Below are 12,680 nucleotides of genomic sequence, written 5' to 3'. Positions count from 1 at the left end.
CTAAGACTGCGCCCCTACGCTGCGCCTCGGCGCAGGGCCCACTACCGATCATCCCGATCGCGTGCTACCTTGCGGCCCAAGGAGTCGCCGCAATGCGCGTGCTTTTGGTGGAAGACGACGAAATGATCGGGCGCAGCCTGAAACAGGCGCTCGAGGGCGCGGGCTGGTCCGCCGACTGGGTGCGCGACGGCGAGCTCGCGCAGAGCGCATTGGGCGACGGCGGCTACACCTGCGTGCTGCTCGACCTGGGCCTGCCCAAGCAGGACGGCACCGATGTGCTGCGGCGCGCACGCGAGCGTGGCGACGCGACACCGGTGCTGGTGCTCACCGCACGCGACGGCCTGGACGACCGCATCAACAGCCTGGACCTCGGTGCCGACGACTACCTGCTCAAGCCCTTCGAATTTCGCGAGCTGCTCGCTCGCATGCGGGCCATCGTGCGGCGCCGCGACGGCGCGGCGCATTCGCTGGTGGGCAGCGGGGTGCTGCAGCTGGACCTCACGACCCGCGAGGTGCTGGTGAACGGCGCGCGCGAGGCGCTCACCGCGCGCGAATTCGCGCTGCTGCATGCGCTGCTCGAACGGCCGGGCGCCATCCTCTCGCGCGAACAGCTGGAGAACCGCATCTACGGCTGGGGCGAGGAAGTGACGAGCAACGCGATCGACGTGTTGATCCACGGCATGCGCCGCAAGCTCGGCGCCGAGTCGATTCGCAACGTGCGCGGGCTCGGGTGGCGCGTGGCGGCATGAGCGCCGCGCCGGGCCCGCCTGCCGAACCGATTGCGCGCAAGGCATCGCGGCGCCCGAAGTCGGTGCGCACGCAGTTGCTGCTCTGGCTCATCACGCTGCATCTTGCAGCGGCGGTGCTCACGGGCTGGTTCACCTTCATTGCCTACGGCCACCTGGTCCACAACGCGCTCGACGATCAGATGCGGCTGGTGGCCGAGTCCTATGGGGGGGGCGATCCGCAGAAGACGCCGCAGCCGCTCCATACCGACGACATCTTCGAGCACGGTGCCATCGTCGTGCAGATCTGGAATGCCGACGGCACGCTGCGCGCGACGTCGTGGCCTTTGCTGCCGGTAGCGCTGCAGCCCCGGCCCGGTTTCAGCGATGTGGATGCCGGCACGCGATTGCGCGCGAACTGGCGCGCCTACACCGCCGAGCCCGGCACCCGCGCCGACCAGCCGCGCGTGCAGGTGCTGCAGAACGAGGACTATCGGAAGCGCCGCGTGCTGAAGCGCGCGCTGCTCGAAGGCCTGCCGATCGCGGTGTTGCTGCCGCTGACGCTGCTGATCCTCTGGCTCATCGTGTCGGCGGCCTCGCGCTCGCTGCGCGCGGTGGCGCGTGACGTGGCTTCGCAGGACGAGCGCAGTCCCACCGAGCTGTCGCTCGCGCGCGTGCCGGACGAGATCGCGCCGCTGGTGAGCGCCTTCAACAACCTGTTGTCGCGCGTGCGCAGCGCCTTCGCCACGCAGCGGCGCTTCGTGCAGGACGCCGCCCACGAGCTGCGCACGCCCATGGCCGCGATAGGCCTGCAGATCGAGAACCTGCGCGCGCACGTGCCGGCCGGCGAGGCCACCGACCGTTTCAACCAGCTCGAAGCGGGTGTCACGCGCGCGCAGCATCTGATCGAGCAGTTGCTCAGCCTCTCGCGGCAGGACGCGCCGCAGCGCGCCATGGCGCGCGAGGCCATCGACATCGAGGTGCTGCTGCGCGAGAGCGTGAGCCAGCTGATGGTGCTGGCCGATGCGCGGCGCGTGGACGTGGGCTTCGAAGGCAGCATCACGCCGGTGGTGTCCGCGCCGGCGCCCGAACTGCGCAGCGTGTTCGACAACCTGATCGACAACGCGCTGCGCTATGCGCCTGAAGGCGGCGTGGTCGACGTGCGGCTGCACGAGGTCGAGGGCCATGCGGTGGTCGATGTGCTGGACAACGGGCCGGGCATTCCACCGTCAGCGATGGGTCGTGTGTTCGATCGCTTCTTCCGCGTGCCCGGCGCCGCAGCCGGCGGCAGCGGACTCGGGTTGGCGATTGCGCGAACCGCTGCCGAGCGCAATGGCATGCGCATCGAGTTGCGCAACCGGGACGACGGCCCGGGGCTCATGGCGCGGGTGCATCTGCCGTCATCGCTCCGCTAAGCCGCAGCTAACTCTTCGCTCACTCTCATCTCAGTCAGGCTGCCTAGAGTGCGCTCAGGTCCTGCTGCACGCAGTTCGCGTGATGGCACGAGACCGGAGACAACCTGCCCTCGGAGAACACACCATGCGCACTTCCTTCAAGCTTCTCGCCGTTGGTTCCTTCGCTGCGCTCGCAGCGCTGGGCACCGTCCATGCATCGGCCGAAACGACCGATGGCTCCGACTTCCATCCGCTGCAGATGAACTCGGCCGAAAAGCCGGAGGTCCAGGCGGGTGCGATGGCCGCTGCGCGTCCGAGCGGCACCGAGTCCGTCGGCCAGTCGACCAGCGCGCCCGCGATGCTGTCCAAGGTCTCGGACACCGAAGTGCAAGCCGGCGCCTATGCCGCCTCGCACCCCGCCGGCACCGAATCGATCGGCCAGTCGACCTCGCTGCCGCTGGTGAAGTCGGCCAACGGCAGCTGATTGCGGTCGACGGGGACGGCGACGCTCAGTCGTCGTTGCCGTTGCTGAGCAAGGCGCGGTAGATCACCGCGCCGATGATCGCGCCCGCAATGGGGGCGACCCAGAAGAGCCACAGTTCCGACACCGCATAGGACGGCCCGAACAGGGCCGGGCCCGTGCTGCGCGCCGGGTTCACCGACGTGTTGGTCACCGGGATCGAGATCAGGTGGATCAGCGTGAGGCACAGGCCGATGGCCAGGCCCGCGAAGCCGCCGGCTGCGCGCTTGGCCGTCGAGCCGAGGATCACGATCAGGAACACGGCCGTCATCACCACTTCGCACAGCGCGGCGGCGTACAGGCCGTACTTGCCGGGCGAGTGTTCACCGTAGCCGTTGGTGGCGAAGCCGCCGATGTCCGCGCCCGGTTTTCCAGTGGCGATCAGATAGAGGATGCCGGCCGCCGCAATGGCGCCGAGCACCTGCGACACGATGTAGCCCGCGAGTTGCGAGGCCTTGAAGCGGCCCGCGGCGGCAAGGCCGATCGACACTGCTGGATTGAAGTGGCCGCCGGAGATCGGCCCCAGCGCATAAGCCCCTGTCACCACCGTGAGGCCGAAGGCCAGCGAGACCCCGAGCAGGCCGATGCCGACACCCGGAAAGGCCGCTGCCAGGACCGCGCTTCCGCAGCCTCCGAGCGTGAGCCAGAAAGTACCAATGAACTCGGCCGACCATTTTTTGTAGGTACTGTGTTCCATAACGCTCCATCCTGAAGTTGAGAAAGCGCGCACGGTCCAGAACCGGGCGCGGGCGCATTCTGAAACGAGAAATGGAGAGCGTCGAGCACCTCGTTGCAGCGAACGGAATCTCTTCACGGATCGCGCAAGTTTTGTGCGCTGCCGCAACTGCGTTGCATGTGAACGGAAGGACTCAATACTTCAAAGTGTGATGACGATCTTTCCGAATGCGCCGCGTTCCAGGTGGTCGAGTGCAGCGGGCAGCGCATCGAATTCGTACTGCGCTGCAACCACTGGCTTGAGCGCATTGATGTCGATGGCGCGCACCAGGTCTTCAAGCGCGCGCCGATGGCCGACACCGATGCCCTGCACCGTCACGCGGCCGAGCACCATCGCGTAGAACGATGCGCTCAGCGTTTCACCGCCGAGCATGCCGATGATCGACACGCGCCCGCCCTGCTTGGTGGCCTGCAGCGAGCGATCGAGGTGGGGGCCGCTCGACAGTTCAAGCACGTGGTCCGCGCCGCGTCCGTTCGTGAGCCGGCGCACTTCGGCGGACCAGTCGCTGTCGCGCAGCAGCACGTGCGAGGCGTCGAGCGCGAGCGTCTGTTCTCGCTTGTCCTCGCTGCCCGTCACCACGATGGCCTGTGCGCCATGCAGCCGCGCGATCTGCAGGCCGAACAGCGCGACGCCGCCGGTGCCGTGGATCAGCACCGTCTCGCCCGCGCGCAGCCCGCCGGTCTCGGCGAGCGCGAACCATGCGGTGAGGCCTGCGCAGGGCAGCGTGCTGGCCTCGGCCAGGCTCAGGGTCTCGGGCGCGGCCACGGCCCACGCCGCATCGATCAGCACATGCGATGCGAGCATGCCCGGCCCGGGCCCGCCGGCGAGCACGGCGTCGCTGTGCCAGTGGCTGTCGATCCATCCGCCCCAGAAGGTGTTGACGACGCGGTCGCCCACGGCGAAGCGCGTCACGCCTGCGCCGGTGGCCACCACCGTGCCCGCCATGTCGGAGCCGGGCGTGAAGGGCATATCGAGCTTCATGCCCATGCCGTCGCGAATCATCAGCAGGTCGCGGTAGTTGAGCGAAACGGCGCCCACCCGCACGAGGATCTGGCCCGCGCCCGGCACGGGCAGCGGCGCTTCGGCCTGTGCGAGGTGGGCGCGGCCGAATTGGGGAAGCTGCCAGCGGCGCAGCGTTTCAGGTTCTTGCATCGAAAGAGGCTCCAGGAAAAAAGCGAAGCCTTGATGCTATTGACGATGAAAACTATCCGGTGGCGGATAATTTTCTCTTTGATGGCGCCTGAAAGTATCCAATGAGCCAACGCCTGCAAGGCATCGAGGAATTCGTCGCGGCGGTGGAAGCGGGCAGCTTCGCGCTCGCGGCGCAGCGGCTGCACGTCACCCGTTCGGCGGTCGCCAAGAGCATCGCGCGGCTCGAGGCGCGCCTGGACACGCGGCTGTTCCTGCGCACCACGCGCAGCCAGAGCCTCACCGAGGAAGGCCACGGCTATTACGAGCGCTGCCGCCGCGCGCTGGCCGAGCTGGACGCGGCCGAGGCGCTCACCGACGTGGCGCGCAGCACCGCAGCGGGCCTCGTGCGCCTGAGCATGCCGGCGATGCTCGGCCGGCTCAAGATCGGGCCGCTGTTGCTGGCGCTGGCCCGGCGGCATCCGGGGCTTTCGCTCGAACTCGGGTTCAGCGACCGGCGCGTGGACCTGGTCGAAGAGGGACTCGATCTCGCGATCCGCAGCGGCGAGTTGCCCGACACCTCGGACCTGATCGCGCGGCCGGTCGGCGTGCAGTGGATGGTGCTGTGCGCTGCGCCCGCGTACCTCGCCGAGCGCGGACATCCCCGCGGCGTCGATGCGCTGCAGGCACCGCACGAGGCCGTGCTCTATGCGCGCGACGGGCAGGTCTCGACCTGGCGCTTTCACGACGCCGAAGGCCGGCTCGTCGAAGTGGCGCTGCCTTCCCGCCTGCGCTGCGACAGCGCCGAAGTGCTGCTCGAAGCGGCCATCGGCGGCATGGGCCTGGCGCGCCTGCCCGCATGGCTCGCGGCCGATGCGCTCGCCGCCGGCACGCTGGTGCGCGTGTTCGAGGAACCCAGGCCCTTCGGCTTCGAGCTGAACGTGATCCGTGCGCGCAGCCGCTACCTCCCGTTCAAGACGCGCGTGGTGATCGACTGGCTGGCCGAGCACCTGCCGCCGCTGCTGGTCGCGCCGTGATCGTCGTGATCTGCAACGCGGGCGCTATCCTGCGTCTTCGAACAAACAACACGTCATCCCGAGGAGAAACGCATGCGCCTCTTTGCCATCCGGAACATCGCAGCCACCGTTGCCCTCGCGGCGCTTCTCCTGCCTTCGCAACACGCAGCCGCGCAGGGCACGGTCAATGCGCTGTGCAGCACCGACGCGGGCTGGTGCGAGGCGGCCGCCACGGCCTTCACGCGCGAGACCGGCATCAAGGTGCAGCAGGCGCACAAGGGCACTGGCGAGATCGGTGCGCAGCTGCGCGCCGAAGCCGCGAACCCCAAGACCGACATCTGGTGGGGCGGCACCGGCGACCCGTTCCTGCAGGCGGCGGAACAGGGCCTGCTCGAACCGTATCGCCCGGCCTACATCAACGACCTGCACGACTGGGCTGTGCGGCAGTACGCGCTGTCGCAGAACATGGTGGGCGGCTTCTACACGAGCGCGATCGGCTTCGGCTTCAACACCGACGTGCTCAAAAAGAAGAAGCTGCATGAACCCAGGTGCTGGGCCGACTTGGTCAAGCCCGAATACAAGGGCGAGATCGAGATCTCGCACCCGGCGTCCAGCGGCACGGCCTACACCATCATCGCGGGCCTCGTGCAGCAGATGGGCGAGGACGCGGCCTTCGATTACCTGAAGAAGCTGCATAAAAACGTCACCAGCTACACCCGCAGCGGCCAGGCGCAGGCGCCCAACGTGGCCAAGGGCGAGGTGGCCATCGGCGTGAGCTTCATCTTCGGCTTCGAGCGCTGGCGGTACGACAAATTTCCGGTGAAGACCGCCGCGCCGTGCGAGGGGACGGGCTACGAGATCGGCGGCATCGCGCTGGTGAAGGGCGCGCGCAACAAGGAGAACGCGAAGCGCTACTACGACTGGCTCATGAGCCCGAAGGGCCAGGCCATCGGCGGCACGGTAGGCAGCCTGCAGTCGCCGGCCAACAAGACCTTCAAGCCCGATGCGCGCATTCCGTCGATGGCCGATGTGAAGCTCATCAAGTACGACTTCCAGAAGTACGGGCAGGCGGCCGAGCGCAAGCGGCTGATCGATCGCTGGACGCGCGAAGTCGAGTCACAACCGAGGTAGAAGGCTTTCTCCCAGGCTCCGCGCACTTCGCCTCGCTTCTCCTTTCACCTTGCCGGGGGCTGCACCAGCGGCCCGGCGAAGCCGGTTCCGCGGTGTTTCGCGAAGGGATGAGTGCCTTGCGGATCAGGGCGTGCTGGCCGTGAACGTGACCGTGCCGCTGTAGGTCCCGGCGGTGCGGCTGGCCGAGTTCAGGTAAGAGAAGGTCCAGTTCGCGTTGCGCTGCGTCACCAGGTTGCTGAAGCTGGTACCGACAACGTTCACAGGGCTGCCCGTGCCGCTATTGGGGATCGCCGGCGCGGGCAGGTTGGCGTCGCTGGAGGCGATCGTGATTTCCGACAGCGGAATGGTGTTCGCGCCGTTGGCGAGCGGTGCCGTCGCGGTGGCGCGCAGGGTGACCTGCCCGGCATTGCTGCGCACTTCCACGGGCAGCATGTTGCCGCTGGGGGTGACCGTGAAGCTCGGTGCCGCGCCGCTCCAGTTCACCGCCGTGTTGTTGCCGGCGGCGGGCGTGGTGGGAACGCCGGGAATCGAGGGCGTGAGCATGAAGGTCACGGTGCTGGGTGAACCGCCGGGCGTGGGGAGTTCGCCGTTGCCGATGCGAAAGAAGATGAATTTCTGGATGCCGATCGTGAAGTCCAGGCTTGCCTGTGTGCTGCGCGGAACGTTGGCGCCGGCGGCAGACGTGCTGGAGTCCGCCCGCGCGACGGGCATCGTCGCGGCGATGCCCGTCGCGCAGGCGATCGCCGCCATGCCGCGAACTGCGGTGCGGGCGGGTCGGGTGCGCCGCATGTCCGCGCGCAGTGTCACTTGAGCTCCGCGTCCACCTTGAAGCTGCCCTTGTCCCAGTCCAGCGTGCCGCTGGTCTTCACGGGATAGACCGGCTCCGGCGCGGGCTGGCCGCTCTCGGCCTTGGGCACCAGCGCGAGCGTGCGGGTCTGGCCCGGCAGGATCGGCGTGCCCTCGGGCACCAGTTCGAAGGCGCGGCCCTTGCTGTCGGTGGCGTCCAGGCTGCCTTCGAGGCGGCCGTGCGCGTCGCCGGTGTTGGTCACGGTCACGACGGTGCGGCGCTTGCCGCTGGCCACGCTGCTGGCGATCTGCTTCATCTCGAGCTTGGGCTCGGCGCCGTCGAGCATGAGGTACACCGCCACCGCGATGCGTCCCGTCACCGGCAGGCTCAGACTGGCGCCGCCGCCCTGGATGATGGTCTGCTGCGCGGGCTCGGTGCCCTCGATGGCGATCATGAAGCGGCACTCGCCGCGCGGCGAACCCGCCGGCGGATCGATCTGGAAGCGGAACGATTTCTTGCCGCGCGCCGGCACCGTCACGCTGCGCCGCTCCAGCGCCACCCAGGGCCGGCAGCTGCCGGGCTGCAGGTCGTCGTGGTAGGTGATGTTGCCGTCGGCCGAGTAGCTCCAGTCGATGGTGCGCACCGACACCTCGGTGGGGGCCGACGCGAGGTTGTGGATGTCCAGCGACTGACCCAGGCGCACGCCGCTCTTGCCCGACACCTCGAAGCGCGAGGGGGAGACGGCGATCTCGAATGGCGCGGCCGTCGCGGCGCCGGCGCAGGCCAGCAGCAAGAAGAAAGAGGAGGCGCGCAGCCATTGCGGCAGCGTGCGGGTGTGAAGCAGAAACTTGTTCATGGCAGGGTCTCGATTTCGAAGATCGATTCGAAGCTCAGGGAGGCGCCCGATGGCAGGCGGAGTTCGCGCGGATCGATGCGCAGTGTGAGGTCGAAGGTTTCGTTCATCCACGCCGTGGCGACGGTGCCGCTCCAGACCGGCACGCGCTCGCCCGGGCGGGCGGTGCCGCTTGCGAAGGCGCCGTTGCCGCGCCATTGCACCTGCAGGCCCGAAGGCGAGCGCAGGCCGGGAATGCCCGCGGGAATCACGTAGAAGATGCGCGCGCGTCGGCCGATGTAGGACCCGGTGGCGAGTCGGTATTCGATGCGCCCGAACGGCAGATTGAAGCTGGTGCCGTCGATGGATTGCGCGCTGCGAAAGTCGGTGTTGACCTGGGCGCGGGGCGAGGTGGAGTCGTCCAGCCGGGCGACCAGCGCGCTGGCGGGAAGCGCCAGGCACAGCAGGAGGCCGGCGCATGCGGCGGTTCTCAGGAGGGTGTGCATGCGCGCGTCACTCCATGGACGCCGTGAAGCGCACGGTGCCCTTGTAGTTGCCGGCCGGGTAGACGACGTCGTTGTCGTAGCTGAACTGCAGCCGTGTCGCGTTCATCGCGTTCGACTGGTAGGTGTAGCCCAGGCAGAAGATGAGCCAGAACGAGCAGAAGGTCGCATTGGCGTTGAAGCTCGCGATCTGCTGGTTGTTGGTGTCGTTGAAGCGGCCGTTCTGGATGTCGCCCGAAGCGGCGTTGCCGTTGTTGCTGGCAACCCAGCTGATCTGGCTGAAGGGAATGATGGTGCTGCCGCAGCCGCCCGACTGGCACGAGAGGCCTGCCACCGAATCGACCTTGAGCGTCACTGGCCGTGCCGTGCCCGACGTCGTCGTGGGCCGGATCGGCGTGACCGAGACGTCGATGGTCTGCGAGCCGGTCACAGCCGTGGGCGCCTGGCCCACGTTGGTGCCGGTCACGTTGAAGGCCACGGTATCGACGCCGCTCAGGGAGCCGACCCGCAGCGAAATGGCATAGACGCCGCCGGAGTCCGACACCGTCGTGATGACCGCGCCCGCGGGCATGGCGGTACCCGCCGCCAGCACCGCGGCCCCGAGCAGGCCGCGCCACCGGCTCCGTGCCTTGCGGCCGAATCCGTCGACGTGCGCTGCCCGGAAATGCATCAGATGCCCTGTGCGGTGTAGGTGATGGTGGTGGTGTACGTGTTCGCGGTCCAGCTGGCCGGCGTGCCACCCAGAGCGTACGTCCACGTGCCCGTGGCCACCGTGTTGGAGGGGAACGGCGTCGAGGCGCAGGCACCGAGGTTGGCGCCGGGGTGCGGCAGCGTGCCGGTCGTCGCCACCGTGAAGTTGGCGTTCGTCGGGCCGCCGGTGGCGTTCCATGCGGCAACTGCGCAGTTGATGGTGCCGGCGCCGGCGTTGGTCCAGGCGTACACGGTAAGCGCGCCTGCGGCGGTGGTGGTGGTCACGGTCGGGGCCGCGCCGCTCCAGTCCACGTTGGTGTTGGCGGCCGTGGCCAGGGGGGTGGTCGGCGCAACGCCGGGGATGCTCAGGGCCGACGTCCAGCTCACCGTGTCTTGCGTGGTGTTGGTTGCGCCCACGCGCAGCAGGATGAGCTTGGGCACGACCACGCTCAGCTTGACATTGGCCTGCGCCGTGATGGTGCCGGTGCCCGAGCCGTACTGGCTTTCGGCCATGGCGGCGCCGCCGGTGAAGAGGGAGACGGCTGCCACGGAAATGGCGAGCATGCGATGGGCGATGGAACTGCGGATCATGAAATTGCCTTGATTGAGAAAGATGAAAGGAGACATACGAAAAAGACCGGGGGAAACGCGTCGCTCATTCGCCCACCTTGACCACGGGGATCTCGGCGGTGGCCTGGCCACGCAAGGGAACATTGACGCTCACGCCGCTGTCGCCGGCCGCCCCCCAGGGGAGCGGCACGCTGTCGAGGGTGAGCGTCAGTTGATGGCGACCGGTCGTCACCAACGGGAATTCGAAACGACCGTCGCGGTCGGTCGTGGTGCGGTAGCGGCCGTCCAGCTGCACCTCGACGTTGGCGACTCCGCCTTCGCCGGACTGCTGCGCGCCGTCGCGGTTGGCGTCAAAGAACACGCGCCCAGCCACGCTGCCGCCGCCCGCGCCTGTACCGGTGCCGCGCATGCCGGCGGTCTGGAAGGCGGCACCCGCGCTGCCCTCCCAGCGCAGGTAGATATAGGCGGTCTTGTCGTTGCTGCGGTAGAGCTGCGGGCCGGAAATGGACGTGGGCACCACGGCGGCGCGCGCCTGGTTGAAGTTGGCCGCGAAGCCCACGCGCCAGCCCTTGGCGAGTTCCTTCTCGGCCATGAGCGAGCCCGACAGGCCGCGGCTGGTGTACAGGCCGCCGCTTTGCGAGGTGTAGCGCAGGTTGCCGGAGATGTTGAAGCTGCTGTCGAGCCAGTAGCGGAACTGCACGCCCGCCGTCGGGTAGTCGCGCGCCACGCCGCCGCTCTTGTCGTGCGCGTAGCCCAGGGTGGTGGTGAGCTCGGGGCGCATGTTCTCGTAGCGTCCGCCGACCCAGTCCTGCTCCCACTGCACTTCCTGGCCGGTGGCCGCCTGGTCGCCGAGCACGATCAGCTCGTTGCGCCGCACCGTGAGGCTCAGGCGGCTGCGCGGCAGGTCGAAGAAACGCGTCTGGTAGAAGGCGTTGCCGTAGAGGCTGCGCGAGTCGGCAGTGCTGTTGCTGCCGGCCGATGCGGCCGGGGTCTTTTCATAGCGCGTCTGGTAGACGCTCACGCTGCCACCGGCTGACGTGTTGCGATCGAACAGGTACTGGAAATTGCCGTTCGCACCGGTGCGGCTGTAGCCCGAGAGATTGAAGTTGGCATCGGGCTGCGCGCGCTCGTGGTCGAGGCCGCCGCCCCAGCTCATGCGGCTCGTGTTGCGGTCCACGCGCCAGTAGGCGCCGCGCGTGCCGGTGGCCACGGCGTAGTCGCCGAAGTACAGGTTCGGCTTTGCCGTGTAGGCGCCGAACTCGTGGCGATAGAGGCCGGTGCGCGCGCTCGCCTCGACGAAGAGCCCCTGCGAATCGCCGGTGGCGACGCCCGGCGTCTGCGAGCGGGTGCGGCTGCCGAGCAGCGTGGCACGGGCCTTGAAGTCGCCGCTCTGCGCCACCTCGCGGCCGTAGCCCAGCGACGTGGCCCAGCTCGTGACGCTCTTCGCGCCGAAGCCCTGGCCGGTGAGCGGGTCGATGTAGTAAGCCGGAATGTCGCGCGCCTGGTCCACCTGCGCGGCGGCGAGCCACTTGTCGCCCAGGCGCTGGGTGATGCCGAGCCAGCCGAGCGTGCCCTGGTTCTTCTCGAAACCGGGATACGGGCCGCCGGTCAGGGCGCCGCGTTCGCCGAAGCCGGCGCGCAGATCGGTGCCGCTGTTGAAGATGCGCGTCGATGCGCCGCGCACCGTGGTGCTGCCGAGCGAAAGGCGGTAGTTGCGGCCCAGGCCCTCGGTCAGTTCGCTGTAGATGTCGCCCACCGCGCTGTCGGCGAAGGTCTCCGGGGTGATCGGAAAGCCGAGGTTGCGCAGCGTGATGCGACCACTGCTCGCGTCCCGCGCGTAGCCGAGCGATCCGATGCTGCTGCCGCTCGCCAGGCTGTTGCCGCTCAGGTGGCGGCCGTCGGCCTGCAGCACGAACTCCCCGTAGTTGAGCGTCTCGCGGCGGTATTCGAGGCGCTGGCCGAACTCGGCCGCGCGCTGCCGGCCGTAGCCGGAGGTCTTCGAATCGCCGAAGCCGATGCGGCTCTCGACCAGCCAGGCGCGAAAACCCTGCGGCTGTTCGGGCTCTTCGGCTGTGTCGTCGGCGGATACGGCGCCAGCTTCCGGCGCGCTCATGAAGTTGTCCTGGTAAGCCTTGGGGGCGGCCTCGATGAGCGCCTTCAGGCGCGCCTGCTCGGCCTGGGCGCGGTCTATCGGCTGGATGCGGGCATCAGCCACGGCGGCTGGCACGGCTGCCGCCTTCCCCGGGGCGGTCTGCGCCTGTGCAAGACAGGCGAGCATTGCGGCACAGCCGGCACCCAGCCGCGCGACGACGAGGCGCCACGGCATTCCGGCCGGGCCGGCGGCAATCGACAGTGCCACGCTCGTCATCCAACAACATCTCCGTTCCTTTGGGCGGTGCGGCCCCGGTTGCAAATCACAGGGTGCGGAGAGTAATTCACAAATGTTAATTTCAGTAACTTTGAGCAATAGAAAGTACTAATTTTGGTGGCCGATGCCAAATTGTTCCGGCCCGAATGTGAAAAGCTGCTCTGTTTACGAACCCAATCGTTGTTTTTGGAACACCGCGCCTCAGCTGAAGAAGTTGGCGCCGCGTCGTCTTTCGGTCGCTGCGCCGACTTAGAATTTTTTCGATCTCGACATTTCTCCC

General features: G+C 68.2%; 13 protein-coding genes. 5 read left to right on the top strand and 8 right to left on the bottom strand.

Annotated elements, in window-relative coordinates; all coding sequences use genetic code 11:
• The first annotated feature begins 92 nt into the window (after positions 1 to 92).
• The 3 genes from ACSFA7_RS09320 to ACSFA7_RS09310 all read left to right on the top strand — a co-directional run bounded on the left by ACSFA7_RS09320 (position 93) and on the right by ACSFA7_RS09310 (position 2,603).
• Positions 93 to 749, top strand: coding sequence for a response regulator (locus tag ACSFA7_RS09320; protein ID WP_013544025.1), 657 nt, complete (start codon positions 93 to 95; stop codon positions 747 to 749).
• Entirely contained in the window at positions 746 to 2,140 is a 1,395-nt protein-coding gene (locus tag ACSFA7_RS09315) for a sensor histidine kinase (RefSeq protein WP_435499119.1), read from the top strand. The genes ACSFA7_RS09320 and ACSFA7_RS09315 overlap by 4 nt, the downstream gene beginning before the upstream one ends.
• A 124-nt stretch (positions 2,141 to 2,264) precedes the next feature.
• Positions 2,265 to 2,603: a hypothetical protein gene (locus tag ACSFA7_RS09310; RefSeq protein ID WP_435499118.1), complete on the top strand. Its 339-nt coding sequence runs from the start codon at positions 2,265 to 2,267 to the stop codon at positions 2,601 to 2,603.
• 25 nt (positions 2,604 to 2,628) lie between these two features.
• On the opposite strand, the gene aqpZ is transcribed toward ACSFA7_RS09310, so the two are convergent.
• Both aqpZ and ACSFA7_RS09300 read right to left on the bottom strand, forming a co-directional pair.
• Entirely contained in the window at positions 2,629 to 3,336 is a 708-nt protein-coding gene (gene aqpZ / locus ACSFA7_RS09305) for an aquaporin Z (RefSeq protein ID WP_206176048.1), read from the bottom strand.
• Between the two features lie 180 nt (positions 3,337 to 3,516).
• Positions 3,517 to 4,527 (bottom strand): zinc-dependent alcohol dehydrogenase family protein, encoded by a 1,011-nt coding sequence (locus ACSFA7_RS09300; RefSeq protein WP_435499117.1) that lies wholly within the window; start codon positions 4,525 to 4,527, stop codon positions 3,517 to 3,519.
• Positions 4,528 to 4,628: 101 nt separating this feature from the next.
• On the opposite strand from ACSFA7_RS09300, the gene ACSFA7_RS09295 reads away from it, so the two are divergent.
• Both ACSFA7_RS09295 and ACSFA7_RS09290 read left to right on the top strand, forming a co-directional pair.
• Positions 4,629 to 5,540 (top strand): LysR substrate-binding domain-containing protein, encoded by a 912-nt coding sequence (locus ACSFA7_RS09295; protein WP_435499116.1) that lies wholly within the window; start codon positions 4,629 to 4,631, stop codon positions 5,538 to 5,540.
• Positions 5,541 to 5,612: 72 nt separating this feature from the next.
• A complete protein-coding gene (locus tag ACSFA7_RS09290) occupies positions 5,613 to 6,650 on the top strand; it encodes an ABC transporter substrate-binding protein (RefSeq protein ID WP_435499115.1) in 1,038 nt (345 codons plus the stop codon).
• A 123-nt stretch (positions 6,651 to 6,773) separates the two neighbouring features.
• Here the strand turns inward: ACSFA7_RS09290 and ACSFA7_RS09285 are convergent, their stop codons facing one another.
• From ACSFA7_RS09285 to ACSFA7_RS09260, 6 genes are all read right to left on the bottom strand, one after another.
• The gene (locus ACSFA7_RS09285) at positions 6,774 to 7,457 is read right to left on the bottom strand and encodes a hypothetical protein (RefSeq protein WP_435499114.1); all 684 of its coding nucleotides are present in this window, start codon (positions 7,455 to 7,457) and stop codon (positions 6,774 to 6,776) included.
• Positions 7,454 to 8,293, bottom strand: a complete 840-nt coding sequence (locus ACSFA7_RS09280; RefSeq protein WP_435499113.1) for a COG1470 family protein — start codon at positions 8,291 to 8,293, stop codon at positions 7,454 to 7,456. Before ACSFA7_RS09280 ends, ACSFA7_RS09285 begins: the two co-directional genes overlap by 4 nt.
• Entirely contained in the window at positions 8,290 to 8,775 is a 486-nt protein-coding gene (locus ACSFA7_RS09275; protein ID WP_435499112.1) for a hypothetical protein, read from the bottom strand. Before ACSFA7_RS09275 ends, ACSFA7_RS09280 begins: the two co-directional genes overlap by 4 nt.
• A gap of 7 nt (positions 8,776 to 8,782) precedes the next feature.
• On the bottom strand, positions 8,783 to 9,442 hold the full coding sequence (locus ACSFA7_RS09270; protein WP_435499111.1) for a hypothetical protein: 660 nt from the start codon (positions 9,440 to 9,442) through the stop codon (positions 8,783 to 8,785).
• Positions 9,442 to 10,053, bottom strand: coding sequence for a hypothetical protein (locus tag ACSFA7_RS09265; protein WP_435499110.1), 612 nt, complete (start codon positions 10,051 to 10,053; stop codon positions 9,442 to 9,444). Before ACSFA7_RS09265 ends, ACSFA7_RS09270 begins: the two co-directional genes overlap by 1 nt.
• A gap of 64 nt (positions 10,054 to 10,117) precedes the next feature.
• Entirely contained in the window at positions 10,118 to 12,400 is a 2,283-nt protein-coding gene (locus tag ACSFA7_RS09260; RefSeq protein WP_435499109.1) for an SdrD B-like domain-containing protein, read from the bottom strand.
• Positions 12,401 to 12,680 lie beyond the last annotated feature (280 nt).

The sequence above is a fragment of the Variovorax trehalosi genome (assembly GCF_051216415.1).
In the GTDB taxonomy this organism is placed as follows: Bacteria; Pseudomonadota; Gammaproteobacteria; order Burkholderiales; family Burkholderiaceae_C; genus Variovorax.
Note: the sequence above shows the minus strand (reverse complement) of the source record. Positions and strands in the feature narration are given on the sequence as shown.